Source organism: Streptomyces sp. NPDC016469 (genome assembly GCF_040632905.1).
Classification (GTDB): domain Bacteria; phylum Actinomycetota; class Actinomycetes; order Streptomycetales; family Streptomycetaceae; genus Streptomyces.
Genome location: NZ_JBEYCQ010000011.1, coordinates 197,860 through 223,722 on the forward strand (window position 1 = coordinate 197,860; position 25,863 = coordinate 223,722).

Annotated in this window: 27 protein-coding genes; 12 read left to right on the forward strand and 15 right to left on the reverse strand. The window is 71.8% G+C overall.

Translation table 11 applies throughout. The features are described 5' to 3' along the window. The first annotated feature begins 28 nt into the window (after positions 1 to 28). The 3 genes from ABZ565_RS15380 (at position 29) to ABZ565_RS15390 (ending at position 1,966) form a co-directional block, all read left to right on the forward strand. Positions 29 to 541 (forward strand): DinB family protein, encoded by a 513-nt coding sequence (locus ABZ565_RS15380; protein ID WP_361025788.1) that lies wholly within the window; start codon positions 29 to 31, stop codon positions 539 to 541. A gap of 45 nt (positions 542 to 586) precedes the next feature. Further along, positions 587 to 1,084 carry a peptidylprolyl isomerase gene (locus ABZ565_RS15385; RefSeq protein WP_361025791.1) on the forward strand — a complete coding sequence of 166 codons (498 nt, stop codon included), beginning with the start codon at positions 587 to 589 and terminating at the stop codon, positions 1,082 to 1,084. 129 nt (positions 1,085 to 1,213) lie between these two features. After that, entirely contained in the window at positions 1,214 to 1,966 is a 753-nt protein-coding gene (locus ABZ565_RS15390) for a Clp protease N-terminal domain-containing protein (RefSeq protein ID WP_361025794.1), read from the forward strand. Positions 1,967 to 1,996: 30 nt separating this feature from the next. Here the strand turns inward: ABZ565_RS15390 and ABZ565_RS15395 are convergent, their stop codons facing one another. Next, positions 1,997 to 2,560 carry a histidine phosphatase family protein gene (locus ABZ565_RS15395; RefSeq protein WP_361025797.1) on the reverse strand — a complete coding sequence of 188 codons (564 nt, stop codon included), beginning with the start codon at positions 2,558 to 2,560 and terminating at the stop codon, positions 1,997 to 1,999. 69 nt (positions 2,561 to 2,629) lie between these two features. Further along, positions 2,630 to 4,096, reverse strand: a complete 1,467-nt coding sequence (locus ABZ565_RS15400) for a PLP-dependent aminotransferase family protein (RefSeq protein WP_361025800.1) — start codon at positions 4,094 to 4,096, stop codon at positions 2,630 to 2,632. On the opposite strand from ABZ565_RS15400, the gene ABZ565_RS15405 reads away from it, so the two are divergent. Further along, the gene (locus ABZ565_RS15405; RefSeq protein WP_361025803.1) at positions 4,095 to 5,051 is read left to right on the forward strand and encodes a DMT family transporter; all 957 of its coding nucleotides are present in this window, start codon (positions 4,095 to 4,097) and stop codon (positions 5,049 to 5,051) included. The genes ABZ565_RS15400 and ABZ565_RS15405 overlap by 2 nt on opposite strands. A 47-nt stretch (positions 5,052 to 5,098) precedes the next feature. After that, a complete protein-coding gene (locus ABZ565_RS15410) occupies positions 5,099 to 5,314 on the forward strand; it encodes a DUF1918 domain-containing protein (RefSeq protein ID WP_361025806.1) in 216 nt (71 codons plus the stop codon). A gap of 3 nt (positions 5,315 to 5,317) precedes the next feature. On the opposite strand, the gene ABZ565_RS15415 is transcribed toward ABZ565_RS15410, so the two are convergent. After that, positions 5,318 to 6,568, reverse strand: a complete 1,251-nt coding sequence (locus ABZ565_RS15415) for a family 10 glycosylhydrolase (RefSeq protein WP_361025809.1) — start codon at positions 6,566 to 6,568, stop codon at positions 5,318 to 5,320. A 235-nt stretch (positions 6,569 to 6,803) separates the two neighbouring features. On the opposite strand from ABZ565_RS15415, the gene ABZ565_RS15420 reads away from it, so the two are divergent. Beyond that, positions 6,804 to 7,664 carry a 3-hydroxybutyryl-CoA dehydrogenase gene (locus tag ABZ565_RS15420; protein ID WP_361025812.1) on the forward strand — a complete coding sequence of 287 codons (861 nt, stop codon included), beginning with the start codon at positions 6,804 to 6,806 and terminating at the stop codon, positions 7,662 to 7,664. 132 nt (positions 7,665 to 7,796) lie between these two features. Here ABZ565_RS15420 and ABZ565_RS15425 read toward each other — a convergent pair whose 3' ends face one another. Continuing rightward, positions 7,797 to 10,298, reverse strand: a complete 2,502-nt coding sequence (locus tag ABZ565_RS15425) for a helix-turn-helix domain-containing protein (RefSeq protein ID WP_361025815.1) — start codon at positions 10,296 to 10,298, stop codon at positions 7,797 to 7,799. Between the two features lie 124 nt (positions 10,299 to 10,422). Here ABZ565_RS15425 and ABZ565_RS15430 point away from each other — a divergent pair, with 124 nt between their 5' ends. The 5 genes from ABZ565_RS15430 (at position 10,423) to ABZ565_RS15450 (ending at position 13,707) form a co-directional block, all read left to right on the forward strand. Next, complete coding sequence (locus ABZ565_RS15430) at positions 10,423 to 10,854, forward strand: hypothetical protein (protein ID WP_361025818.1); 432 nt, start codon at positions 10,423 to 10,425, stop codon at positions 10,852 to 10,854. After that, positions 10,851 to 11,450 carry a hypothetical protein gene (locus ABZ565_RS15435; protein ID WP_361025821.1) on the forward strand — a complete coding sequence of 200 codons (600 nt, stop codon included), beginning with the start codon at positions 10,851 to 10,853 and terminating at the stop codon, positions 11,448 to 11,450. Before ABZ565_RS15430 ends, ABZ565_RS15435 begins: the two co-directional genes overlap by 4 nt. Next, positions 11,447 to 12,550, forward strand: coding sequence for a hypothetical protein (locus ABZ565_RS15440; RefSeq protein WP_361025824.1), 1,104 nt, complete (start codon positions 11,447 to 11,449; stop codon positions 12,548 to 12,550). The genes ABZ565_RS15435 and ABZ565_RS15440 overlap by 4 nt, the downstream gene beginning before the upstream one ends. Before the next feature lie 57 nt (positions 12,551 to 12,607). Then, positions 12,608 to 13,000 (forward strand): hypothetical protein, encoded by a 393-nt coding sequence (locus tag ABZ565_RS15445; protein WP_361025827.1) that lies wholly within the window; start codon positions 12,608 to 12,610, stop codon positions 12,998 to 13,000. Between the two features lie 71 nt (positions 13,001 to 13,071). Then, a complete protein-coding gene (locus tag ABZ565_RS15450; protein ID WP_361025830.1) occupies positions 13,072 to 13,707 on the forward strand; it encodes a hypothetical protein in 636 nt (211 codons plus the stop codon). An 82-nt stretch (positions 13,708 to 13,789) separates the two neighbouring features. Here ABZ565_RS15450 and ABZ565_RS15455 read toward each other — a convergent pair whose 3' ends face one another. From ABZ565_RS15455 to infC, 9 genes are all read right to left on the reverse strand, one after another. After that, complete coding sequence (locus ABZ565_RS15455; RefSeq protein WP_361025833.1) at positions 13,790 to 14,320, reverse strand: NUDIX domain-containing protein; 531 nt, start codon at positions 14,318 to 14,320, stop codon at positions 13,790 to 13,792. A gap of 50 nt (positions 14,321 to 14,370) precedes the next feature. After that, complete coding sequence (locus ABZ565_RS15460) at positions 14,371 to 15,723, reverse strand: transcriptional regulator (protein WP_361025836.1); 1,353 nt, start codon at positions 15,721 to 15,723, stop codon at positions 14,371 to 14,373. A gap of 314 nt (positions 15,724 to 16,037) precedes the next feature. After that, positions 16,038 to 18,548: a phenylalanine--tRNA ligase subunit beta gene (gene pheT / locus ABZ565_RS15465; RefSeq protein WP_361025839.1), complete on the reverse strand. Its 2,511-nt coding sequence runs from the start codon at positions 18,546 to 18,548 to the stop codon at positions 16,038 to 16,040. Then, complete coding sequence (gene pheS / locus ABZ565_RS15470) at positions 18,548 to 19,675, reverse strand: phenylalanine--tRNA ligase subunit alpha (protein WP_361025841.1); 1,128 nt, start codon at positions 19,673 to 19,675, stop codon at positions 18,548 to 18,550. Before pheS ends, pheT begins: the two co-directional genes overlap by 1 nt. Positions 19,676 to 19,830: 155 nt before the next feature. Next, positions 19,831 to 20,934: a PAS domain-containing sensor histidine kinase gene (locus ABZ565_RS15475; protein WP_361025844.1), complete on the reverse strand. Its 1,104-nt coding sequence runs from the start codon at positions 20,932 to 20,934 to the stop codon at positions 19,831 to 19,833. 128 nt (positions 20,935 to 21,062) lie between these two features. Continuing rightward, complete coding sequence (locus ABZ565_RS15480; RefSeq protein ID WP_361025847.1) at positions 21,063 to 21,905, reverse strand: RNA methyltransferase; 843 nt, start codon at positions 21,903 to 21,905, stop codon at positions 21,063 to 21,065. Between the two features lie 113 nt (positions 21,906 to 22,018). After that, complete coding sequence (gene rplT / locus ABZ565_RS15485; RefSeq protein WP_018103794.1) at positions 22,019 to 22,402, reverse strand: 50S ribosomal protein L20; 384 nt, start codon at positions 22,400 to 22,402, stop codon at positions 22,019 to 22,021. 107 nt (positions 22,403 to 22,509) lie between these two features. Beyond that, positions 22,510 to 22,704: a 50S ribosomal protein L35 gene (gene rpmI, locus ABZ565_RS15490; protein ID WP_018103793.1), complete on the reverse strand. Its 195-nt coding sequence runs from the start codon at positions 22,702 to 22,704 to the stop codon at positions 22,510 to 22,512. A 120-nt stretch (positions 22,705 to 22,824) separates the two neighbouring features. Further along, the gene (gene infC, locus ABZ565_RS15495; RefSeq protein ID WP_361025905.1) at positions 22,825 to 23,493 is read right to left on the reverse strand and encodes a translation initiation factor IF-3; all 669 of its coding nucleotides are present in this window, start codon (positions 23,491 to 23,493) and stop codon (positions 22,825 to 22,827) included. A gap of 386 nt (positions 23,494 to 23,879) precedes the next feature. Between infC and ABZ565_RS15500 the strand changes: the two genes are divergently transcribed. After that, positions 23,880 to 24,242 (forward strand): DUF1844 domain-containing protein, encoded by a 363-nt coding sequence (locus ABZ565_RS15500; protein WP_361025851.1) that lies wholly within the window; start codon positions 23,880 to 23,882, stop codon positions 24,240 to 24,242. Between the two features lie 77 nt (positions 24,243 to 24,319). Here the strand turns inward: ABZ565_RS15500 and ABZ565_RS15505 are convergent, their stop codons facing one another. Further along, the gene (locus ABZ565_RS15505; protein ID WP_361025854.1) at positions 24,320 to 25,027 is read right to left on the reverse strand and encodes an MIP family channel protein; all 708 of its coding nucleotides are present in this window, start codon (positions 25,025 to 25,027) and stop codon (positions 24,320 to 24,322) included. Between the two features lie 83 nt (positions 25,028 to 25,110). Continuing rightward, on the reverse strand, positions 25,111 to 25,839 hold the full coding sequence (locus ABZ565_RS15510) for an SseB family protein (protein WP_361025857.1): 729 nt from the start codon (positions 25,837 to 25,839) through the stop codon (positions 25,111 to 25,113). Positions 25,840 to 25,863: the final 24 nt, after the last annotated feature.

The following is a 25,863-nucleotide window of genomic DNA, read 5'->3' on the forward strand; positions in this document are numbered from 1 at the left end:
TCAGACCCGCCTGGCAGCATCGGGAAGCATGACGCACACCGAACGCCCGATGCCGCCTCTCGACGCCGACGAGCGCACCGGCCTGGAGAGCTGGCTCGACTTCTACCGGACCACCGTGGCCCAGAAGTGCGAGGACCTCACCGACGAGCAGGCGCGCAGTGCCTCCGTACCGCCGTCGTCGCTGACGCCGATGGGGCTCGTCCAGCACCTCGCGGAGGTCGAGCGGAACTGGTTCCGGCGGGTCCTGTCCGGCGAGGACGTCCCGCCGGTGCACGGCGGACCGGTCCGGCCCGAGGGCCACGACGGGGGCTTCGAGCTCGCCGGGGGCGCCACGCTCGCCGGTGCCCTCGCGGCCTGGCGGGAGGAGGTCGCCGTGTCCCGCGCGGTCTGCGCCGAGCACTCCCTGGAGGACTCGGCGCCCTTCATGGGCGGCGAGGTGAAGCTCCGCTGGATCTACCACCACATGATCGGCGAGTACGCCCGCCACAGCGGTCACGCCGATCTGCTCCGTGAGCGGATCGACGGGAGCACCGGTGTCTGACGGGCCGGGCGTCGGCGCCGTTCGGGCGGATGTCAGGATGGTTGTATGACGAGCCAGGTTTACTTCGACATCACCATCAACGACGAGCCCGCCGGGCGGATCGTCTTCAATCTGTTCGACGACATCGTTCCCAAGACCGCCGAGAACTTCCGCCAGCTGGCGACGGGCCAGAACGGCTTCGGTTACAAGGGCTCCTCCTTCCACCGGGTCATCCCGCAGTTCATGCTCCAGGGCGGCGACTTCACGCGGGGCGACGGCACGGGCGGCAAGAGCATCTACGGCAACAAGTTCCCCGACGAGAACTTCGAGCTGGCGCACACCAAGCCGGGCCTGCTCTCCATGGCCAACGCCGGCCCGAACTCGAACGGTTCGCAGTTCTTCATCACGACGATCGTGACGTCCTGGCTGGACGGCAAGCACGTCGTCTTCGGTGAGGTCGCCGACGAGGACAGCATGATCCTGGTCAAGCGCATCGAGGGCCTCGGCTCGCAGAGCGGCCGCACCCAGGCGAAGATCACCATCGCGGACTCCGGCATCCTCTGATCCCGGATCCCCTGCGCACCGAACGCGCCGTCCGACGTCTTCCGTCGGGCGGCGCGTTTTCGCGTGCGGAGACGCGTGCACTGTCAACCGATAGTTGACACTCTCCGACTGTCAACTTATGGTTGACACATGACGAATCCCGTAGTCCCCTCGCAGCCCGTCCGTCTCGACGACCTGATCGCGGCCATCAAGAAGGTGCACTCCGACGCCCTGGACCAGCTCCAGGACGCCGTCATCGCCGCCGACCACCTCGGCGACGTCGCCGACCACCTGATCGGCCACTTCGTGGACCAGGCGCGCCGCTCCGGCGCCTCCTGGACCGATATCGGCAAGAGCATGGGCGTGACCCGCCAGGCCGCCCAGAAGCGCTTCGTCGCCAAGGACCCGGGCGAGGGCACCCTCGACCCGAGCCAGGGCTTCGGCCGCTTCACCCAGCGCGCCAAGAACGTGGTGATGGCCGCCCAGAACGAGGCCCGGGCGGCCGGCAACACCCAGATCGGCACGGAGCACCTCGTCCTCGGCCTGCTCAGCGAGCCCGAGGGGCTCGCGGCGGCGTTCATCAAGGCCCAGGGCGTGGTCCTGGACGCCGTCCGGCAGGCGGCCACCGAGGCGCTGCCCCCGGCCACCGAGGGCGAGATCCCCGAGCTGATCCCGTACAACGGTGACGCGCGCAAGGCGTTGGAGCTCACCTTCCGCGAGGCCCTGCGGATGGGGCACAACTACGTCGGCACCGAGCACATCCTGCTCGCCCTGCTGGAGCACGAGGACGGCTCCGGCGTGCTCAACGGCCTCGGCATCGACAAGGCGGCCGCCGAGCAGGCCATCGCCGAGGCGCTGTCCATCCTCACGGCCGGCAAGCAGACGCCCGCCCAGGAAGGGTGACCCGACCGCCGCGCCGCCGGAGCCCGCCCCCTACTCCAGGCGGAGGCTCCAGCGGCGCGAGCGGCCGGTGAGGGTGACGGTGGAGAGCGGACCGACGTCGACGTTCCAGTACGTGGACGGCGGAGCCTTCAGCGCGTACACGAGGGCGGCGCGGACCACGGCGGGTTCGGCGACGGCGACGATCGCGCCGTCGCAGGCGGGCCGGGTGTCCAGCCAGCCGCCTATCCGCGAGATGAAGGCGAGCAGCGGCTCGCCGCCGTGCGGCGCGGAACGCGGGTCCGCCAGCCAGGCGTCCACGGCCGCCGGCTCCCGGGCGGTGACCTCGGCGAGGGTACGGCCCCGCCACCGCCCCATGTCGCAGTCGCGCAGGGCCGGCTGGACCAGGGGATGGAACCCCAGCGCCTCACCGGTCGCGCGGCTGCGCGGGGTCGGCGAGCAGTAGCGCAACTCGGCGGAGCCCAGGGGCGCCAGGGCCGGGGCGGCGAACCGCACCGCGTACCACCCGGCCTCGTCGAGCGGCCGGTCGTCATCGAAGCGCTCGCCGAGCAGGGCGGAGCCGCGCGCCGCGGCGAGGAGCGTGACCCGAACACTCATGGCCGCGATCGTGAGGCGGAATGCGACCCGGGTCAAGGGGTCGTTCGCGCACACCTACGCCCGAGTAGGTCAGGGGGCGGGCGGCCGGGCCGCCGGGGTCCCCTCCCAGGCCGTACGGAGCCGGCGTACGCCCTCCGTGATCTCCGGCGGCCCGGCGACCGAGGCGAAGCTCAGGCGGATGTGCGGTGCCGGGGGTTCGGCGGAGAAGTACGGGCGCCCCGGGGCGACGGCCACGCCCGCACGCAGGGCGGACTGGACCATCGCGGACTCGTCCGTACCCGCCTCGGAGCCGGGCAGGGTCAGCCAGAGGTAGCCGCCGCCGGCCGGGACGTGGGGCAGTCCGAGGCCCGGCAGGGCCACCCGCAGGGCCGCCGTCATCGCCGCGCGACGGGCGCCGAGTTCGGCCGATACCGCGCGCAGGTGGCGGGCCCAGGCGGGCGAGCCGACCAGTTCGAGCGCGGCCTCCTGGAGCGGCCGGGGGACGAAGAAGCTGTCCACGATCTGGATGGAGCGCAGCCGTTGCAGGGCCGGGCCCCGGGCCGCGACCGCGCCCACCCGCAGGCTGGGCGAGGCGGCCTTGGTGAGCGAGCGGGTGTGCACGACGACGCCGTCGGGGTCGTCGGCGGCGAGCGGCCTCGGCAGCGGGCCCGCGTCGTCGTGCGCGAGGAGGCGGGCGAAGTCGTCCTCGATGACGAAGGCCCCCGTCTCCCGGGCGATCCGGACGACCTCGGGGCGCCGGGCCTCGGAGAGCACCGTGCCCGTCGGGTTCTGGAACAGCGGCTGACAGACGAAGACGCGGGCCCCGGTCGCCCGGAACGCGGCGGCGAGCAGGTCGGGCCGGACGCCCTCGGAGTCCACCGGGACCGGCACCGGCCGCAGTCCGGCCGCGCGGGCGGCAGCCAGCATGCCGGGGTACGTGGGCGACTCGACCAGCACGGGCGCGCCGGGCGGGGCGAGGGCCCGCAGCGCGGTGGCCAGGGCGCTCTGCCCGCCCGCGGTGATCAGCACGTCGGCGGCACCGAGCGAGGGCCCGATGTCGCGGGCGAACCAGGCGCGCAGTTCGGTGAGCCCGTCGATGGGCGGGCGGCTCCACGCGCCCGGGCGGCGGCCGGCCCGGGCCAGGGCGGCCGCCAGGGCCCGTTCGGGCTGGAGCGAGGCGTGCAGATAGCCGCCGTTGAGCTCGATGACCCCGGTGGGCGGGGCGGCGAGGCTGAACAGGAGGCCGGACACGTCGACGCTGCGGGGCACCGCCTCCGGGGACCCGTCGCCGCTGAGCGACACCTCCTGCCAGGAGGTGTCACCGGCCGGGGGCGCCGGGCGGGCGGCGGGCTGCGCCCGGTAGGCGCCGGAACCGGGGCGGGTCACGACGAGCCCTTCGGCGGCGAGCTGGGCGATGGCCCGCGACACCGTCACCGGGCCGGCCCGGAAGCGCTCCACCAGGGACCGGCTCGACGGCAGCTTCTCACCCGGGGAGTAGCGGTCGAGCTCGGACCGCAGGGCTGTGACCAGATCCGCCACACTGCTACGCTCATGCATGAGAGCAGAGAGTAGCGCTACTGCGCCCAACACGATAGCGGTCACCCCCGCCGAGAACCGCCCGCGCCCGTCCGCTCCGGCTTCCGCCCCGGCCCGCCGGGGAACGCTGCTCGCGCTGCTGGGCGTGGTGACGTTCTCGCTGACCTTCCCCTCCACCGCCTGGGGCCTGGAGAGCTTCGGCCCCTGGTCCCTGGTCGCGTTGCGCAGCCTGCTGGCGGCCGCGCTGGCCGGCGGCTTCCTCGTCGCGGGCCGGGTCCGGGTGCCGGCCCGGGAGCACTGGGCGGGGCTGGCCGTCGTGGCCGGCGGGGTGGTGGTCGGCTTCCCGCTGCTGACGACGCTGGCGCTGCGGACGTCCACGACCTCGCACGCCGCGGTGGTCGTGGGGCTGCTCCCGCTGACCACGGCGGTCTTCTCCTCGCTGCGGACCGGGACGCGCCCGCCCCGCGCCTTCTGGGCGGCGGCGGTGGCCGGGGCGGGCGTGGTGATCGCCTTCACCGTGGCGCAGAGCGGCGGGGCGCTGTCGGCCGGGGACCTCTTCCTGTTCGGCGCGCTGCTGGTGTGCGCGGCCGGGTACACGGAGGGCGGCAGGCTGGCGAAGGTGATGCCGGGCTGGCAGGTGACCGGCTGGGCGCTGCTCCTCACGCTGCCGCTCAACCTCGCGGGCGCCGCCGTCGCGCTGGCGCACGAGCCGGTGCGGCTCAGCGCGCACGGGGTCGTCGGGCTGGTCTGGGTGTCGGCCGTCTCCACGTTCCTCGGGCTGTACGTCTGGTACCGGGGCATGGCGGAGATCGGGGTCGCCCGGGCCAGCCAGCTCCAGCTCGCCCAGCCGCTGCTGACGCTGATCTGGTCGTTCTTCCTGCTCGGCGAGGAGGTCGCGGCGGCGGCCCCGGTGGCGGCCGTCGCCGTCCTGGTCTGCATCGCGCTCACCCAGCGCGCGTCCCGCACCCGGACCTAGACTGGTCAGCACGGCACGCAACGCCACCCGCGAGGAGGTCACTCCCGATGGAGGCACACCAGGGCGACCGGCTGCTGACGCACGGCAGGACCGTGGGGCAGCACGACCGGGTCGCGGAGGTCGTCGAAGTGCTCGGGTCCGGGGGCTCTCCCCCGTACCGCGTCCGCTTCGAGGACGGACACGAACATCTGCTCGCACCGGGCCCCGACACCGTCGTGCAGCACACGGGCTGCGCGTCGGGCCGGGACGCGGACATCACGTAACCACTAACGCGGCGGCCTGGCACGGGACCGGTAGTGGTCGGCGACCACCCGGTCCATCGCGCCGATCCGGTCCGCCGTCACGCTCTTCGCCGAGAAGTACGCGTGGCCGCGGACCTGGTCGTGTGCGGCGGCGAGGGCGAGGTGGCGGGACAGCTCCGCCGGGTCCTGCCAGGCGGCGGGCTGGGCCGGGTCGCCGCACTTGTACAGCGCCTCGCCGATGAAGAGGTCGACGCCCGTGCCGCGTACCGTGTCGGACCACCACGGCACGAGTTCGGCATAGTCCGCGGCGGCGTTGCCGATGTGCCAGTACAGCTGCGGGACGACGTAGTCCAGCCAGCCCTTCTTGATCCAGCCGCGCGTGTCGGCGTACAGGTCGTCGTACGTCTGCACCCCCGCCCGCGTACGCGAGCCCGCCGGGTCCGTGTCCGCGTTGCGCCAGACGCCGAAGGGGCTGATCCCGAAGCGGACGCCGGGCTTCAGCGACGCGACGCGCTCGGACATCTCGCGCACCAGCCGGTCCGTGTTGTCCCGGCGCCAGGCCGCCCGGTCGGGGAAGCCGGCGCCGTACTTCTCGTAGGCGGCGCCGTCCGCGAAGCTCTGGCCGGCCACCGGGTACGGGTAGAAGTAGTCGTCCCAGTGCACGGCGTCGATGTCGTAGCGGCGGACCGCGTCGAGCATCGCGTCCTGGACGAAGGCGCGGACCTCGGGCAGGCCCGGGTTGTAGTAGAGCTTGCCGCCGTACGGGAGCACCCAGCCGGGATTGCGGCGCGCCGGGTGGGAGGCGGTCAGGCGGGACGGGTCGGTGTGGTTGGCGACCCGGTACGGGTTGAACCAGGCGTGCAGCTCCAGGCCCCGGTCGTGCGCCTCCCGCACGGCGGTGCCGAGCGGGTCCCAGCCGGGGTCCTTGCCCTGCGTCCCGGTCAGGCACTCGGCCCACGGCTCGTACGCGGATGGCCACAGCGCGTCGGCGGTCGGGCGGACCTGGAGGATCACCGCGTTCAGCCGCCGCGCCACGGCCTGGTCGAGGAGGGTGACCAGCTCGTCCCGCTGCGCGGCGGCGGACAGCCCCGGCTTCGACGGCCAGTCCGTGTTGGCGACGGTCGCCACCCACATGCCGCGCAGCTCGCGCCGCACCACGTCCCGCCCGGCGGCCGGACCGGGCAGGGCCCGCGCCCTCCGGGGCCGCGCGACGGCGTCACCGGCCACCGTCGCCGCCCCCACCGCTCCCGCGGCCGCCCCGGCCGCACCCGTCACGAACCCTCTCCGGGCCATTCCTCGCATCGCGTCGCACCCGCTCTCTCTCCGTACACGCCCGATCCCTGCCGTATTCCCGCATTCCGGGCACAGGGGGTGTCCAGAGCCGAGCATGCACGCCCCGGGCTGCTATCCCTGGTAAGGCGCGGAGTAACGTCGGGGAGTCGTGGTGGAGCCCGGAACCAGACGGAAGCCGCCGAACGGGAACAGCGAAAGGCACGAGGTGACGGACTCTATGGCCGACATTGCACGCGTCGGAGTGGTGGGCTGCGGCCAGATGGGCGCCGGCATCGCGGAGGTGTGCGCGCGCAGCGGCCTCGACGTCAAGGTGGCCGAGACGACCGGCGAGGCGCTGGAGATCGGCCGGACCCGGCTCCACAACTCCCTGTCGAAGGCCGCCGAGCGCGGCAAGATCACGGCGGAGGAGCGCGACGAGACCCTGGGCCGGCTCAGCTTCACCACGGACCTCGGCGAGTTCGCCGACCGCGATCTCGTCATCGAGGCCGTCGTGGAGAACGAGCAGGTCAAGACCGAGATCTTCCAGGTGCTCGACCAGGTGGTGACCCGCCCGGACGCGATCCTGGCCTCCAACACCTCCTCGATCCCGCTGGTGAAGCTGGCCGTCGCGACCTCCCGCCCGGACCAGGTCATCGGCATCCACTTCTTCAACCCGGCGCCGGTGCAGCGGCTCGTGGAGCTGATCCCGGCGCTGACGACCTCCGACGAGACGATCAAGCGCTCGGAGGCCGTGGTCCAGGACATACTGGGCAAGCACCCGATCCGCGCCCAGGACCGCTCCGGCTTCGTCGTGAACGCCCTGCTGATCCCGTACCTCCTCTCGGCGATCCGGATGTTCGAGTCGGGCATCGCCAGCCGCGAGGACATCGACAACGGCATGGAAATGGGCTGCGCCCACCCGATGGGCCCGCTCAAGCTCGCGGACCTCATCGGCCTGGACACGGTCGCCTCGGTCGCCGACTCGATGTACGCCGAGTACAAGGAGCCGCTGTACGCCGCTCCCCCGCTGCTCCAGCGCATGGTCGACGCGGGGCGCCTGGGCCGGAAGTCGGGGTCGGGGTTCTACCCGTACGCGTGACGGCCCGTCGGCAGGCCCGGCGCTGACGCTGCCGGGCCTGTCTGCCGGGAACGCATGGCCCGCGGCCGGACGGACCGCAGGCACAACGGCGCTCCTTGAGCAAAGAGCGTTCAAGTGGAAAGCTCCCCACTGTCAGCATTCCCTGCCAGGACCCTTCTCCAGGAACGCTCGCTCCAGAGCCTCGCGAAGACCGACCCGCCGGCCCTCCTGATGCGCACGCATGAACTCGGTCGCCCCCAGCGCTTCGCGGGCGCGTCCGATGCAGTGCTCCCGGTGTGCGGCGAGGAGGGCGAATCCGAAGAGGCGCGGGGCACCTGCCGGATGCCAGGCTCTGTCCACAGCGCCGAGCAGGACCGCGGCCGGACGGGAATCACCGCGCAGGGAGAGCACCCAGGCCAGGGTCTCGCCGAGTGCCGCCTCCCCCATGTTCTCGTCGATCTCCCTCATGTGCCGGAGCGCGCGGCGGAGATACCGCAAGGCGATCTCCGACCGTCGTGCTTCTCCGTGGTCCACTGCGAGAGCCCACAGGAGGTAGCAACGATGCCAAGTGTCACCACGGGTTTCGGACATCTCCAGTGCCTGTTCGAGAAGGCGGGTGGAGCGGTCTCTGTCGCCCTGGATCACGGCGGCGAACCCGAGCTGGGCGACGCATTGCGCCTCGGTCAGCAACGAATCGGAGAAATGCCCGGCGGCCAAGGCCGAGTGCGCGTGCTTCGCCGTGGCCTCCATGTCTCCGGCGACCAGGGCCACCAGGCTGCGCATCTGCAGGAAGGCGGCGGAAATCTTGTTCCGGTCCGTCCCTTCCCTCGCGGAGCCGGCGGAGCCCTCGAACGCAGTGTCGGCCAGAACGCGTTCTCCGCGACTGATCATGTCCTGGGCACCCCTGTGGTCTCCGTGGAGCAGCAGCAGGAAACTGGACACCCAGGCGGCTCGGCACCAGGCGATGGTGGCCTCCGGAGACGGGGGGTGCGGATGCCGTTCGAAGATCTCTCGCATCCATCCCGCTCCCTCGCCCACGTTCGCCGAGGTCAGGCAGTGGAGCCAGAAGCCGAGGGAGGCGTGCAGAACGGTGTCCGGCGCTTCCCCGGCCAAGGGCGGCGCGGTGACGATCTGACGCAGGTTGGCGTGTTCCACGCGCAGACGGCGCAGCCAGCCCGCCTCTTCCGACGATCCGTACGCAGCCCCGGCCTGTGCGGCAAGGTGGAGGTACCAGGCGCGGTGCCGGCGCCACGCATGCTGTGCCCGGCCGCTGTCCGCGAGGCGTTCCTGCCCGTAGGCGCGAACGGTTTCGAGCATGTGCAAGCGGGTCCGGGTGCCTGTGACGACTCTGGTGAGCAGCGATTTGTCCACCAGACCTGCCAGAGCCTCGAAGGCGCCGTCTTCGGCGTTCGCTCCTGAGCTGTCCTGATCGACCGGTCCGCAGAGGCGCTCGGCATCTGTCAGCAGCACCCCACCGGTGCAGAGCGACAACTGCTGCCAGGCCCGTCGCTCGTCCTCGGTGCACCACTCGTAGCTCCAGTCGAAGAGCGCGCGCAGCGCCTGGTGCCGCGGATGTGCGGTGCGCTCGGATCCGCCGGGCCCGAGCAGCCGGAATCGGTGGTTGAGCCGCTCCAGAAGCTCGTCCGGTGTGAGCGTGCGAAGCCGCCGCGCGGCGATCTCCAGGGCAAGGGGCAGGCCGTCCAGCTTCTGGCAGACGCGGGCGACAAGATGCCGATTCTCGTCGGTGATGCGAAAGCCTGGTGAGGCGGCCTCGGCCCGATGGGAGAAGAGAACCATGGCAGGCGAGGCCGCCCACTCCTGGTCCTCGGTACTCGCACCGTCCGGGTGGCCGGCCATCGAAACCCTCAGGTCCAGCGGGTTGACCTGCAAGACGTACTCCGCCCCCATGCCGAGGGGCTGTCGGCTGGTAGCGAGGACACGCAATTGCGGCAGCCGCGCGAGCAGGTCACTCACCGTGCGGGCGCATCCGGTCAGCACATGCTCGCAGTTGTCGAGCAGCAGCAGGACCTCACGTCCGCGCAGCGCCTCGGCCAGGGCGGCGATCCCGTCCTGGCCGGAGGCGACTTGAACACCCACGGCCGAGGCGATCGCCTCGGTGATCGCATGCTGGTCCATGAGGTCTGCCAGTTCGACGCCATGCACACCGCCCGCGAACCGCTCCCGCACGTTCCGGACGACCCGCCCGGCCAGCCGGGTCTTGCCCACCCCGCCGACCCCGGTCAGGGTAACGACCCGGTACCTGTCCAGAAGCTCCTCGGCGGCTGCCAATTCGGCCTCACGACCCACGAAGCTGGTGGCCTCCGTTTCACCGAAGCTGTACGGGAGGGCGCCGACGGCCGCCGGGGGCGCCCCCTCCGCGTGCACCGCGAGTCGCAGCCGCTCCCAGCGCCTCTCCCAGTCACGAGGTTCGCCACCACAAGCGCTCACGTAGGCGAGCACGACGTCCCGGGTGGGAAGCCGGTGCCCGGCAGCGGCCTGCGACAGCGCGCTGGAGGAGAAATGGGAAGCACTCGCCATCTCCGCGTAGGTGAGTTCCGCGCTCTCCCGGAGGGCCCGCAGCCCCAGGGCGAAGCGTTCCAGTGGCCCCGCCTCGGGATCCAGCGGCCTCTCCCGGCGCCCCGGCCTGCCTGCCAACTGGTTCTACCTCCAGGTGAATGGGGTTGATTAGTTGATTATGGCCAGGCCCGGGGAGTGGTGAACAAACTTCGTCAACCTCGATGCTCGACGTCATCATGTCCCGCCAGGAATGCGAGCACTGATGACCCCTGAGACCGTCGTCCTCCTGCAGGGTGGTGCGCTCACCCTGGTCAATCTCATGGCCACCGACGCATGGACCCACGCCCGTGAGAGGTTCGCCCGTCTGCTCAGCCGCGGCACCGGTGACGGCGACGAGGTCGTCCTCGAACGCCTGGACACAGCCCGACGGGAGGTGATCACCGCACACGCCGAGCAGGACGCGAAGACTCTGACCGCCATCGAGGGCGAGTGGCTGCTTGCCCTGCGTCGTGCTCTCGTCGCGGACCCCGAAGTGCTTGCAGGGTTGCGATCCTTCGTCGCGGATTTCGGCGCACCCCCGTTCAGGGGTGCCGCGAGCTTGGCGTCCGGAACGTTTCACAACTCGCCCGTACAGGGCAGCGGAACGCAGACCATCAACTACGGGTCCGGGTCCATCGGCGGAGCGGAGCAGTGAGCGAGAAGGACGGGATCCCCTCCATCACCGGTGCGTTCGATCATTCACCGGTGCAGGTCTCGGGCACACAGAACATCACCTACATCGCGCACCGCCCGGTGCCGAGTAGGCGTGAGGCTTTCGCGGCACTGGAAAACAGCCAGTACGAGACGGCCTTCACCACTTTCAGCACATTGCTCGTCCGACAGGCGGACGACGCAGAGGTGCGTCTTGCTCTCGCGCTCTGCCTCCTGCGAGGACGCCATCCCTGCCGTTGCGATTCTCGGACCCTGGAACAGGTCAACGCCCACCTCCGGGTGGCTCAGCGCTCGGCGCCCCACCTTCCTGGCCCTCGCCTGGCCTTCCTTCTCCTCCGTGACGCCCAACTGTTCCGCTGGAACGCCCAGCGTCGCGGGCCCACGCAGGAAGACCATCGTCTGCTCTGCCGGATGAAGCCCGAGCCGGCGGCGATGCTGCTCAAGCACGTGCCTGCCCAGGAAAGCGTTCTGTGGCAGGAGTTGGCCCGGATCGCCGTCGGCGAGAAATCCAGAACCCGCACTGCCACTGCGCCGGCTCACCGTTCGCACAGGCCGCCCAGAAAGAGAAATCGTCCATGAGCCAGTCCCGACTGCGCGCAGGATCGGTGCGCAGGTACTTCATCGACTCGCCGGATCCCGAGTCTCTGGTTTCGGCCCGGGGGAGGCTGGCCGAGGCCGACGCCTCACGGACGAAGGCGCTCGACAGGACGCACGTCGAGGCCGAGTGCCGCAAGCTTCGGGACCACCGACTCATCGGTGCGGGTCTGTGCGTGGCCGTACTTCTCGTCTGCGTTCTCAGCGAAACGCACTGGCTCGGTTTCCTCTCCGCGATCGGGGCCTTCGTCTGTGCGGTGAGAGCGTTCGTCTCGCCGCGTCAGCACGCGGCGAAGGCGGGGGAAGCGATGCGAGGGGCCCTCGCTGAGGCCGAGTGGAGAAGGAGCGAAGCCGAGGCAGCCATCCATGAGTACCAGCGGCTGTACGACCTTGCCGAACCCAAGCCCAGCGACGAAGCGATGGACCGGATGCTCGAACAGGACGTCGAGGCGGTACGTGCGCGCGCGATGCGCAGTCTCTCACTGGACACCGACGACCTCGTCCGACCGATTCGCGCCGGAGCGCCGGACGACGTCGACTGGTCGCCCTTCAACTCAAGTAGTCCGCAGAAGCCCCTCGTCGTCTACGGGCCGGCCTTCGGTGAGGGCCTGAAGGTCTCGTCGGCCGTCGGCAAGGACGGCCGACGGCGCTACGGCCGCTACTCGGTCATGGTCATCTGCACCACCCGCTACCACATCGCCGTCTATCGCTGCGTCCTCGACTTCTTCACCGGGCAGCTCAACCACGAGAGCACCATGGAGATGCACTACCAGGACGTCGTGTCGGTCCGTACGCACTCCGACCCCGACCCCGGCCGGCGCATCGAGATCGAAATACGCGAATCGCAGAAGCACCTCTTCCCCCGGGGGACCGAGCGGTGCTTCGAGCTCATCGTCTCCGGCGGCATCACGCTCCGCATGGTGACCGGTCTGACCCACCGCGAGACCACGGACTTCCGGACCTCCGGTGAGGGCGGAGTGGTCTATCAGGGCGAGGACCCCGACTTCCAGGCGGTGGCCGATGCCGTTCGCATGATGCTCCGGGAGAAGAAGGGCGGCGTGGAGGGACCCTCGCTCTTCGGCTGAGGACCTACCGGTTTTTTGAGCACGTTCGGCCAGAGCTACACATGCGGGGAGAGGGTTATGTGGAAACGCATTCTGTACTGGAGCCTGGTGTTCTTCGGGACACTCGTGACGATGGGACTCATCACATGGGCGCTCCTCGGCGATCTGGACCAGGCCGGTCAGGTGGCGAGCGTTTGCGGTGCGATCGCAGGTGTCGTCTCCGCCGCGGTCCCGCTGATGATCCTTCTACGGACCCCGAATGGCACACCGCCGGTCATCACCATGCGTGCCGGTCGTGGTTCGCTCCTGGCCCAGGGAAGCATCGAGCGGTCACACGCCCGGGCGCCTCACGGCGCCCGCTCGCAGCCCGACGCTGACGAGAGTGTGCAGATGGCTGCAGGCGACGGCTCCGTTCTCTCCGGCTCCGATATGCGCGATGTAACGGCTGGAGAGGAAAGCGCCACGCGATGACACGGAAACCAGACTTCGACGCACGCCCAGAACGGCCCCGGCCCGTGCCACCACCCCCTGCCCATCCTCCCGTGACCGTGTTCACCGCGGGTGACGGGGCGACCATGGCCGGCCGGGACATCAACTCCACCACTCATCACACGACGAAGAAGGGCGGCCGCGGCGCGTGGTGGATCGTGCTCGGGATCCTGGTGGTTGCCGGAACCGGCGCGGGTGCCTACTGGGCCGCGCGCGGAGACGGGGTGTCCGTCTCTCGGATCGGGGCTCAGCCGGGCGAAGCCGGTGTCCGCGAGACCTGGGCCGCAACGACCGAGGCGGTGCGGAAGCGCGACGCGGAGACCGTTTGCGCTCTGATGACCGTGGAATATCGCGCGCTGCTGGAGAAGACGACCCCGGGCACGTGTGCCGATGCCGTGGGCGAACTGTTCTCCAGCTCGGAATCTTCAACGCTGAACGCTGCCGGCTCGGGCAGCCTGCAGAAGGTGACGGTACAGGGAGGGTGGGCGGAAGTTGCTCAAGCGGGCCCCGGCTCCGCGGAGCCGTCGTACAGCTACATGGAACGGTTCGGCGACAGATGGCGCTGGACTCATCAGGTCCTTTTCGCTGAGTTCCATCCGGACGAGTGCCCCGAGGCCAACTGGAACAACGTGTCGTCACGGGACCCCCGTTGCAGCCGGACCACGCTCTTCCCTTCCGGTACTCCTTGAACAGGAGGAGGGACTCCGCTACGGGGTCCCCGGGGCCCGTACGCGCGGGGACCGCGGATCCCTCGCGCGTACGGAGCCGGGGTCAGCCCAGTCGTAAGTGGTGCAGCATCATCAGCCCGGCCGCCATGCCCGCCGCCGGGACCTCGCCGCGGGCGATCAGGTCGGGGACCAGCTTCAGGGGTATCCATTCGCGGCGTGAGGATTCGAAGGCGTCGCACGGTTCACCCGTCCAGTCGGCCTCCTCGCCCCAGTAGAAGTGGTGCCGGGCGTCGGTGAGGCCGTTGGAGGGTTCCACGGTCAGGAGCGGGTGGAGCGGGCCCGGGCGCCAGCCGGTCTCCTCCTCCATCTCGCGGGCGGCCGCCGCCACCGGTGATTCGCCGTCCTCCACGACGCCCGCCGCCAGCTCCCAGCCCCAGCTGTCGGTGATGAAGCGGTGTCGCCACAGCAGCAGCACCTCGTTCGCCGCGTTGACGACGGTGGCCGCGGCCACCGGGCGCAGCCGGATGACGTAGTGGTCGAGCCGGCCTCCGTCGGGGAGCTCGACGTCGGCCAGGTTGACCCGGAACAAACGGTTCTCGTACACGGGTTGTTCGTTCAGGTTCATCCACTGCACGGTTCTGCCACCCTTCGATCGTTGGTGGCCGTATCGCAGCAGAGTTCGGCTCACAGCGGTACGCGCAGCGCCCCTTCCACGCGTTCGGCGGCCCGTTCCGCCTCGGTACTTCCGCTGGCGGCCAGGTCCGCGCGGACCGCCCGCAGCCGGTCGCGCAGCCGCTGCGACTCCATGCCCCGGGCCCGGTCCGCCATTTCGACCGCCGTGGCCGCCGCCCGGTCCGCCTCGCCCCGGCGCAGCTCGACCGTGGCGAGCATGGCGAGGCGGTGGACCCGGCCCCGGTCGTGCGCGGGGGTCCGGACCGCCGCCACCGCGTGCTCCCGGGCCGCCGGCAGGTCCCCGAGGCTCAGCAGCGCCTCGGCCACCTGCACATCGACCAGGCCCGGCTGCACGTAGCCCGTCTCGTCCGGCTCCCGGCCCGGCCTGATGCGGGCGGCCTCGGACTCGGCGCGGCCGATGCACGCCAGCGCGCTGCCCCGGTCCCCGAGCCGGGCGTACGCCTTGGCCTGCATCGCGTGGAGGTCGGAGGCGAGCGCGGGGGTGATCTCGCGGCCGGCCGCGCGCAGGGCCGCCTCCGCGAAGGCGACGGACTGGCGGAACTCGGCGAGGAACAGCGACTGGTTGACCAGGAGCGCGATCACGTAACCGCCGAGCGCCCGGTCTCCGCTCGCCTTGGCCAGCCGCAGCGCCTGGTGGAAGTAGCGCTGGGCGAGGCCGTGCGCGTCGGAGTCGTAGGCGCAGATGCCGGCGACGGCCACCAACGCGCCTGCGGCGCGGTGCAGCTGACGACCCGTCGCGTCGCTGTAGCCGCCGCGCAGCAGCGGGGCGGCCCCGGCGTTGAGGAAGCCGACGACGCGCGCCCGGGTCGCGATCCCGCCCGCCTTGCGGTACATCAGTTCGTAGTGGTCACGGGCGGCCCGCAGGGTTGCCAGATCGGCCGCACCGACCCTGGACGGCCCGGCCCGCGACACATCGGCGTCCTCCGGCGGGTTCTCCCACTCCCAGACGGGCATCACGGCGCCGGTCCCGGTGACGGCCGGGGCGGCGACGACGTGCGGGCGCTGCTGGGCGTCGCAGCGCCACACCGCGGTGGCCCGTTCCACGAAGCCGGTGAGCGAGGAGCCCTGGACGGGCGGGCGGCCGCCGTCGGGGGCCGCCATGCCGATGTCGTCCAGCGACACGGCCCTGCGCAGGCGGTCTCCCAGCACCTCGCAGATCAGGTCGGGCACCTGGCCGCGCGGGCGCTGGCCCTTCAGCCAGCGGGCGACGGCGGTGTGTTCGTACCGCAGCCCGAGACCACGCGCGCGGCCGGCCCGGTTCACATGGGCGGCCAGTCCCGCCCGGGAGACACCGGCCTCCTCGATCAGGGCCTCCAGCGCGGTGTTGGGCTCCCTCGGCCCCATGTCCCCCTCCGGTGGTTCGGCACGCCAGGACGTGTCGCCCCAGTGGAGCACGATTCACACGGGGTGTGAACGGAATGCCCGAACCGTCCCTCCGCGCACGCTGCCGGAGCGGCCGGTGGCTCGCTTGAATGAATGCCCTCGCAGGGCGCGGACGGGCCGTCTGCTCCCCCTCGTACAGCAAGGCGGCCCGCAGCCGCGCTGTCCACCCCGCCGGCCTGCCCGACACTCCGCGGCGGAGGCGGACGGCGAGCACACAGGAGGGGCGTGTCCGGTGGCCGGACACGCCCCTCCTTCTCGTGTTTCGCGCGGGGTGACTACGCTCCGCGCAGTACCGCGCCCGTACGCTCGGCGGCCAGGGTCACCGCCGCGTCACGGGCGGCGCTCGCCTCGTCGACCGTCAGGGTCCGGTCGGTGGCGCGGAAGCGCAGCGCGTACGCCAGGGACTTGCTGCCCTCACCGATCTGCTCGCCCGTGAAGACGTCGAACAGCCGCAGCGACTCCAGGAGTTCCCCCGCGCCCTCGCGGAGCGCGCGCTCCACGTCGGCGGCGGGCACGTCCTGGCCGACGACCAGCGCGACGTCCTGGGTCGCCACCGGGAAGGTGGAGATCCGCGGGGCCCGCAGGACGCCGTCGACGGCCTGCTCCAGGATGTCGAGGTCGACCTCCATGGCGCAGGTGCGCTCGGGCAGGTGGAGCTCCTTGATGACGCGCGGGTGCAGCTCACCGGCGTGCCCGAACAGGGTCTCCTCGCCGGCCACGGTCACGTACAGCGCGGCGCAGCGGCCCGGGTGCCAGGGGGCGTGCCGGTCGGCGCGGACGGTGACCTCGACCCCGGCCTCGCGGGCGACCGTACGAGCGGCCTCGACGGAGTCCGCCCAGTCGGCCGGGCGGCCCTTGCCCCACCAGCCGGCCTGCTCGCGGGCGCCCGCGAGGACGACGGCGGCACGGCGCGGCTGACGCGGGAGCGCGGCGTCGAGCGAGGCGATGTCCTGCTCCGAGGGGCGCCGGTCGACGGGCAGCCGGACGGGCTTGGTCTCGTCGCCCGTGGGCCTGAAGACGAGGCCGGTCTCGAAGAGCGCGAGGTCGTGGCTGCCGCGGCCGTCGTTGCGCCGCAGTGCGCCGAGGAGACCCGGCAGCAGGGTGGTGCGCAGCGAGGGCTCCTCGTCGGAGAGCGGGTTGACGAGCTTCACCGTGCGGCGGCGGGCGTCGTCCGCCTCCAGGCCGAGCTGGTCGAGGACCGCCTCGCCGATGAACGGGTAGCTCAGCGCCTCGACGTAACCCGCGCCCGCGAGCGCCCGGCCGACGCGGCGGTGCAGCCGCTGGCGGTCGGTGAGGCCGCGGCCGGAGGGCGGGGTCGGGAGCGTGGAGGGCAGGTTCTCGTAGCCCTCCAGGCGAATGACCTCTTCGGCGAGGTCGTTCGGCTCGGTGAGGTCGGGCCGCCAGGACGGCGTGGTGACCAGGAGCTCGTCCTGCCCGTAGACGTCGCAGCCGACCTCCTGGAGGCGGCGGACGACGGTCTCGCGGCCGTAGGCGACGCCGGCGACCTTGTCGGGGTGGTCGGCCGGCATGGTGATGGTGCGGGGCCCGGACGGGGCGCTGACCTCGGTGACGCCCGCCTCGGCGGTGCCGCCGGCCAGCAGGACCAGCAGGTCGACGGTGCGCTGCGCGGCAGCGGCGGCGGCCTGCGGGTCGACGCCGCGCTCGAAGCGCTTGGACGCCTCGGAGGGCAGCTTGTGGCGGCGCGCGGTGCGGGCGATCGAGATCGCGTCGAAGTGCGCGGCCTCGATGACGACCTCGGCGGTGTGCGCGCCCTCGGCGGCGTCGGCGATCTCCGTGTCGGCGCCGCCCATGACGCCCGCGAGACCGATGGGGCCGCGGTTGTCGGTGATGACGAGGTCGCCGGAGTCCAGGACGCGGACCGCGCCGTCGAGCGTGGTGAGCTTCTCGCCCTGCTCGGCACGGCGGACCCCGATCGGGCCGTCGATGCGGGTCCGGTCGTAGGCGTGCAGCGGCTGGCCGAGTTCGAGCATCACGTAATTGGTGACGTCCACGGCGAGCGAGATCGGCCGCATGCCCGCCTTCTGCAGCCGGCGCTGCATCCAGATCGGGGTGCGGGCCTCGGGCTGGAGCCCGACGACGGTGCGCGCGGTGAAGCGGGAGCAGCCGATCGGGTCGGAGACCTTGACCGGGTAGCCGTACGCGTTGGGCGCGGGCACGTCCAGGAGCGCCGGGTCGCGCAGCGGCAGGCCGTAGGCGATGGCGGTCTCGCGGGCGACGCCGCGCATCGACAGGCAGTAGCCGCGGTCGGGTGTGACGGCGATGTCCAGGACCTCGTCGCGGAGCTCCAGGAGCTCGATCGCGTCGGTGCCGGCCTCGTACTCGGGCGGGAGCACGATGATGCCGTGGGTGCCGTCGTCGCCCATGCCGAGCTCGTCGGCGGAGCAGATCATGCCGTGCGAGGTCTTGCCGTACGTCTTGCGCGCGGCGATCGCGAAGTCGCCGGGGAGCACGGCGCCGGGCAGGACCACGACGACCTTGTCCCCGACGGCGAAGTTACGGGCGCCGCAGACGATCTCCTGCGGCTCGCCGGTGCCGTTGGCGGTGCCGACGTCCACCGTGCAGAAGCGGATGGGCTTCTTGAAGCCCTCCAGCTCCTCGATGGTCAGCACCTGTCCGACGACCAGCGGACCGGTGAGGCCGGCGCCGGTCTGCTCGACCGTCTCGACCTCCAGGCCGACGGCGACCAGCTTGGCCTGCACGTCACGGCCGGTCTCGGTGGCCGGCAGGTCGACGTATTCCCGCAGCCAGGAAAGCGGGACGCGCATCAGATCTCCATCCCGAAGGGCCGGGTGAACCGGACGTCACCTTCGACCATGTCTCGCATGTCTTCGACGTTGTGGCGGAACATCAGCATCCGTTCGATGCCGAACCCGAAGGCGAATCCGCTGTACTTCCGGGGGTCGACGCCGCAGGCGGTGAGCACCTTGGGGTTGACCATGCCGCAGCCGCCGAGCTCGATCCAGCCCTCGCTGCCGCAGGTGCGGCAGGGGCGGTCCGGGTTGCCGACGGACGCGCCGCGGCAGACGTAGCAGACCATGTCCATCTCGGCGGACGGCTCGGTGAACGGGAAGAAGTTCGGCCGCAGCCGGGTCTTCATGTCCGGGCCGAAGAGCGCCTGGACCATGTGGTCGAGGGTGCCCTTCAGGTCGGCCATGGTCAGGCCCTCGTCCACGGCGAGCAGCTCGATCTGGTGGAAGACCGGGGTGTGCGTGGCGTCGAGCTCGTCGGTGCGGTAGACGCGGCCGGGGCAGACGACGTACACCGGGGGCTCGCGGTCGAGCAGCGTACGGGCCTGGACCGGGGAGGTGTGCGTACGCAGGACGACACCGGACTCGTCGGTCTTCGCGCCGTCGGCGCCCTGGACGAAGAAGGTGTCCTGCATCTGCCGGGCCGGGTGGTCGGGCACGAAGTTGAGGGCGTCGAAGTTGAACCACTCGGCCTCGGCCTCGGGGCCCTCGGCGATCTCGTAGCCCATGGCCACGAAGACGTCGGCGACGCGCTCCATGAAGGTCGTCAGCGGGTGGCGGGCGCCGGCCGGGGTGCGGTCGTAGGGCAGGGTGACGTCCACCGCCTCCTCGACCAGCACGCGGGCGTCACGCTCGGCCTCCAGCTCCGCCTGGCGTGCCGCGAGGGCGCGGCCCACGGCGGCGCGGGCCTGGCCGACGCGCTTGCCGGCCTCGGCCTTGGCCTGCGGGGGCAGTGCGCCGATCTCGCGGTTGGCGAGCGACAGGGGCGAGGTGCCACCGGTGTGCGCGGTCTTCGCCTGGGCGAGCGCGTCGAGGTCACCCGCGGCGGCGAAGGCGGCGAGCGCCTCGTCCCGGATGCGCTCGATCTCTTCCGGTTTCAGTGCCTCGACCTCGACTGGGTCGTACGACTTGTTCGGTGCCGACATCTCTTCCCGTACTTCCGATTGGCTGAGTGCTGCGCTTACCGGGGGATACTCCCGGACCCCCGTGACCTCGCTCGAAGACCGGAGGACGCAAAGGTGCCAAGGGTCGAGTCTAAGGGTCGCGGGGCGGGTGGGGCGCCCGTGGGCCGCTCGGGGCCTTAACTCAGGTAGGCCGGCGTGCTCACGGGCAGCATAAATCGGAACTCCGCGCCGCCTCCGGGGCCGCGGCCGACCGTGATGGTGCCGCCGTGCGCCTCGACGATGCCCTTGACGATGTAGAGGCCCAGGCCCGTGCCGCCGCGCTTGCTGCCCCGCCAGAAACGGGTGAAGACGCGGCTCATCGACTCCTCGGGGATGCCGGGACCTTCGTCGCTCACGGTGACGGCCGCTCCCCTCTCGTCGCTCTTCGCCGGTGCGGGTGCCACGTCGATGGTGACAGTTCCCTCACCGTGCCGCACCGCGTTTTCCAGCAGGTTGCCGAGCACCTGGTCGACCTTGTCCGGGTCGGCCCACACCGCGGGCAGCGGCTGGCAGGTGCGGACGAGGAAGCGGCCGGGGTCCTGGCCGGCCGCGGTGTGGGCCTGGACGTGGCGCTCGACGGCGGCGGTCAGGTCGACGGGCTGGCGGCGCAGCTCCAGGCGGCCGGAGTCGATCCGGGAGATGTCCAGGAGCTCGGTGATGAGGCGGGTGACCCGGTTGGCGTCCGCGTACACCGTCTCCAGCATCAGGCGCTTCTGGTCGTCGGTGAACCGCTCCCACTTGGCCAGGAGCGTCGCCGTGAAGCCCTTGACCGAGGTCAGCGGCGAGCGCAGTTCGTGGGCGACGGTCGCGATGAGCTCGGCGTTGCTGCGCTCGGTGCGGCGGCGGGCCTCCGTGCCGCGCAGGCTGACGACCAGGCGGCGGACCGGGCCGGTGGGGGTTTCGCGCACATAGCGGGCGGAGACCAGGACCTCGCGCCCGCCGGGCAGCAGGAGGTTGCGCTCGGGCTGGCCGGTCCGGGTGGCGAGGCCGCCGTAGGGGTCGGTCAGCTCCCACCAGCGGCGGCCCTTGAGGTCTTCCAGCGGCAGCACCTGCTCCACCGGGCGGCCGAGGGCGGCGGCCTCCGGCACGGCGGTGATCCGGACGGCGGCGGCGTTGAAGCAGATGATCCGGCCGGTCCCGTCCGCGACGACGAGCCCGTCGGGGAGGTCGTCGGGGTCCAGCCCGAGGCCGCCCGCCGCGGCGTCCGCGAAGATCGCGTGTGCCGCGCGGGGCCCACTCATGCCGACAGCCATTCCCGTACCCCACTCTCGAACCGGTGGGCCCCCGAGCTCGTCACCCTACTAGTCGTCGGTGACGGAGCGACACCCTGCGGCGGCTCTCCGTCGGCGGCCGGGGGCGTGGCGGGGGCTCAGCCGGTGGTGCGGCGGGGACGCTGGGCGCGCGCGGAGGCGTACAGGCAGACGGCGGCGGCGGTGGCGAGGTTCAGGCTCTCCGCCTTGCCGTGGATCGGCACCCGCACCACGGCGTCGGCCAGGGCGCGGGTCTCCTCCGGCAGGCCCCACGCCTCGTTGCCGAAGACCCAGGCGGTGGGCCCGCCCATCGTGCCGGCGTCCAGCTCGTCGTCCAGGTCGTCCGCGCCCGCCCCGTCGGCGGCCAGGATGCGGACGCCCGCCTCGCGCAGCCCGCGTACGGCCTGTTCGACGGGGACGCCCACGGCGACCGGCAGGTGGAAGAGCGAACCGACCGAGGCGCGCACCGACTTGGGGTTGTACAGGTCGACGGAGGCGTCGGTCAGGACCACCGCGTCGGCGCCCGCCGCGTCGGCGCAGCGCAGCACCGTTCCGGCGTTGCCGGGGTCGCGGACGTGGGCCAGGACGGCGACCAGCTTGGGCCGGGCCGCGAGGATCGCGTCGAAGGGCGAGTCGAGGAAGCGGCAGACCCCGATGAGGCCCTGCGGGGTGACGGTCTGGGAGACGTCGGCCAGGACGTCGGCGCCGGCGAGGTGGACGCGGGCGCCGGCCGCGTGGGCGGCGTCGATGATGGCGGCGTAGCGTTCGGCGGCCTCGACGGTGGCGAAGAGCTCGACCAGGGTCGGTTCGCCGTCGCCGCCCCGGTGCCCGGCGGCCTCGCGCACGGCCTGCGGCCCCTCGGCGATGAACCGGCGCTCCTTGCCGCGGAAGTTGCGCCTGGCCAGCCGCCGGGCGGCGGCGACGCGCGGCGAACGCGGGGAGATCAGTTCGGGGGTGCCCATGTCGGCGGCGGGCCTCTCTGCGTCGGAAAAGGGTGCTGGGGGTACAACGCACCGGACCCGCAGACGGCGGGCGCCTGCGGGTCCGGCTCAAGTGCCAGGAAGTGCGGCCTGGGTCAGGCGGCCTTCGGGGCGTTGACGTCGCTCGGGAGGGCCTTCTGGGCGACCTCGACGAGGGCGGCGAACGCGTTGGCGTCGTTGACCGCGAGCTCGGCCAGGATCTTGCGGTCCACCTCGATGTTGGCGGCCTTCAGACCCTGGATGAGGCGGTTGTACGTCATGCCGTTCTGGCGGGCAGCCGCGTTGATGCGCTGGATCCAGAGCTGACGGAAGTCGCCCTTGCGCTTCTTGCGGTCGTTGTAGTTGTAGACCAGGGAGTGGGTGACCTGCTCCTTGGCCTTGCGGTACAGGCGCGAACGCTGACCGCGGTAACCGCTGGCCTGCTCGAGGATCGCCCGGCGCTTCTTGTGTGCGTTGACTGCCCGCTTGACGCGTGCCACTTGTTAACTCCTTGTAGCGGGGCCGTGGTCGTACTCACACGGCCCGGAAACGAATGGGTCCCGGTCGGATCGAGGGCGCGTCCCCGGGCTCACCGGGGACGACGGCCTCACTTGCCGAGAAGCTTCTTGACCTTCTTGGCGTCGGCCGGAGCCGCGACGACCGTGCCGGTCAGCGAGCGCGTCTTCTTGGACGACTTGTGCTCGAGCAGGTGGCGCTTGCCGGCCCGCTCGCGAAGCACCTTGCCGGAGCCGGTGATCTTGAAGCGCTTGCTGGCACCGCTGTGCGTCTTGTTCTTCGGCATCGCGCCGTTCTCTCCTCGTCAGTGGCGCCCCTCTCGGTGCGGGCACCGGACTGCGGGGGCGTCAGATCTTGATGGGGGTTCCGGGAGGACCCGGGGGTGCCTGGGTGGCACCCCCCGCGGTCACGCCTCGGAAGGTGTCTCGGCCTCGGCCTCGGGCGCCGCCTCGGCCGGAGCCTCGGGGGCCTGGTCCGCGGGCGCGGCGTCGGGGGTGGTGTTCCCCTGGCGCTCCGCCTTGCGGGCGGCCTGGGCCTCGCGGGCCTCGGCCATGGCTTCGGTCTTCTTCTTGTGCGGGCCCAGAACCATGATCATGTTCCGGCCGTCCTGCTTCGGGTTGGACTCGATGAAGCCGAGTTCCTCCACGTCCGAAGCGAGACGCTGGAGCAGCCGGAAGCCCAGTTCGGGGCGGGACTGCTCACGACCGCGGAACATGATCGTGATCTTGACCTTGTCGCCCTGCTTGAGGAACCGGACGACGTGACCCTTCTTGGTGTCATAGTCGTGCGGGTCGATCTTCGGCCGGAGCTTCATCTCCTTGATGACCGTGTGCGCCTGGTTCTTGCGCGCTTCACGGGCCTTCATGGCCGACTCGTACTTGAACTTCCCGTAGTCCATGAGCTTGCACACGGGCGGACGGGCGGTTGCCGCCACCTCGACCAGGTCGAGGTCGTACTCCTGTGCGAGTTCCAGGGCCTTGGCAAGCGGCACAATCCCAACCTGCTCGCCACTGGGACCGACAAGTCGCACCTCGGGCACGCGAATCCGGTCGTTGATGCGGGGCTCGGCGCTGATGGATCCTCCTCGGTAGCACCACGCGACCGCCTGGCGGACAGCCGCGTAACGTCTTTTTCAGACAGACCAACCGCATCGGAGCAACAAAAATGCCCCGGACGGGACACAGGCGGGGCTCCTGGAAAACCGGAACACCGCCACGGTGAACCGCGGGGCGCATCGGGCGGCTCCATCGTCCGTACGGAACGATGGGGACCGCCTGACCGGTGACCCGCCGCCCTGAGGGCGGCCAGGTGGGAGAGCGGAGCCTCCACTTGTGGGCCGGGCACATAGCTGTCCGGCCGGTCGTTACACAAGGTTAGCAGCTCGGCCCTGCGGGCACCAACCGACCGTCTCATCGGCTCCCGCAGACGGAGGGCCGTCGCCGGGGGCCTATCGTAAGGCGCATGAGTGACGCGACCCCCAGCAGTGATTCCCCCGGCTTCGACGAGATGGCCCGCGACATCGCGGAGGTGCCCGCCGTCGAGGTGATCGTGACGGTCGCCGTCAACCTGATGAGCGCCGCCGCCGTGAAGCTCGGCCTGACCGACGACGGTGACGCGCACAAGGACCTGGACGAGGCCCGCAAGCTGGTCCACGCGCTGGCCGGTCTGCTGGACGCCAGCACCACCGAGATCAGCTCCTTCCACGCCGCCCCGCTGCGCGACGGCCTGAAGTCCCTCCAGCTGGCCTTCCGTGAGGCGTCGCTCGTCCCGGACGAGCCGGGCCAGGGCCCGGGCGAGAAGTACACCGGCCCCGTTTTCGGCTGAGCCGCCGCCCCTCTCCCGTACGCGCACGAGCCCCCGCCGGTCCGCCCGGCGGGGGCTCTTCGCTCCGCGGGCGCGGGTCAGACCTCCGCGGTCGTCTCCCCGCCGCGCATGGAGGGGTGGGTCAGCCGGTGGGCGAGCGCCGCGAGGATGCCGCCGGCCAGGGGGGCCACGATGAACAGCCACAGCTGGGAGAGGGCCGCGCCGCCCGCGAACAGGGCCGGGCCGAGGCTCCGGGCCGGGTTGACCGAGGTGCCGGTGAGCGGGATGCCGACCAGGTGGATGACCGCGAGGGAGATGCCGATGGGCAGCCCGTCGAAGCCGACGACCGCGACCTTGTGGGTCACCGCGAGGACCACGAAGACCAGCAGGAAGGTGAGCACCACCTCGGCGAGGAAGGCGCCGCCGATGTTGATGTGCACGTCGGAGCGGTCGCCGTAGCCGTTGCTGCCGAAGTGCCCGCTCGTCTTCAGCCCCGGCACCTGCTTGGCCAGCAGGAACAGCAGCGCCGCGCCGGCGATGCCGCCGACGAACTGTGCGATCCAGTACGTCACGGCCGTGCGCACGTCGATCCGCCGGGCGGCCAGCATGCCCAGGGTGACCGCCGGGTTGATGTGGCAGCCGGAGACCGGGCCGAGGGCATAGGCGAGTGCGAGCAACACGAAGCCGAAGGACAGGGCGATGCCCACGACCCCGATGAACTCGGTGCACAGCACCGCCGAGCCGACACCGAAGAAGACCAGCAGCAGGGTGCCGAGGAACTCCGACACGGCTGTCCGCGTCTGCATACAACCACCTCGCGAAGATCGTCCCTTTTCTTCGCAATTCTCCGGTGGGGTGCGGCTCCGCGCGCGCTGAGCCGTACGGGCGCTCAGCGCGTGAACAGGGGCTCACCCGGCGTGTGCGCCCCGGCCGGGAGCAGCGCGAGGTCCAGGCCCCGGACCAGCCGGGCGCGCAGCACCTCGTCGGCGGCCAGCGCGCGGGCGACCCGGCCCGCCGCCCCGGCCGGGTCGGCGTCCGCCGCGAGGACCAGGGCGAGGGTGCCGTCGGCGCTGCCGGGGCCGAGGTGGGCGCGGAGCACGGCGGGCTCGGCGGCGACCGCCGCGCGGACGGCGGCGGTGACCGCGGGGTCGTCCAGCGGGTCCGCGCTGGTACGGCCCTCGGCGAGGGCGCGCAGGGCGGCCCCGGTCAGCTCGAAGGCCACCGGACCGGCGAGGTCGAGCACCACCGTGTCGGCCTTCTCGTGCGCGGCGGCCTGGAGCGCCTGGTGCAGGGGTACGGCGACGGGGCGGGCCTGCGGGTCCCACTGGGCCAGCGACGCGGTGGAGGTGAACGCGGGCAGGGCCCGGCGGTCCCCGGCCTGGAGGGTGGGCACCGCCATGTCACTGGTCTTCTCGCGCCGCAGCCCCCGCTCGTCCTCCTCCACCTCGCCGAGGACGGCCACGACGGGGACCAGGAGCCGGGCCCCCTTCAGCGCTTCGAGGACCGGCGCGATCGCCGCACGGTCCTCGGCCCAGGCGGCGAGCGCCGAGGCCAGGGCGGGGTCGGCGGTGCCGTCGTCGTCGGAGAAACCGGGGTCCGGGATGTTCTTCTGCGCCACAGGGCGAGCCTAGTGCCTGGCCGG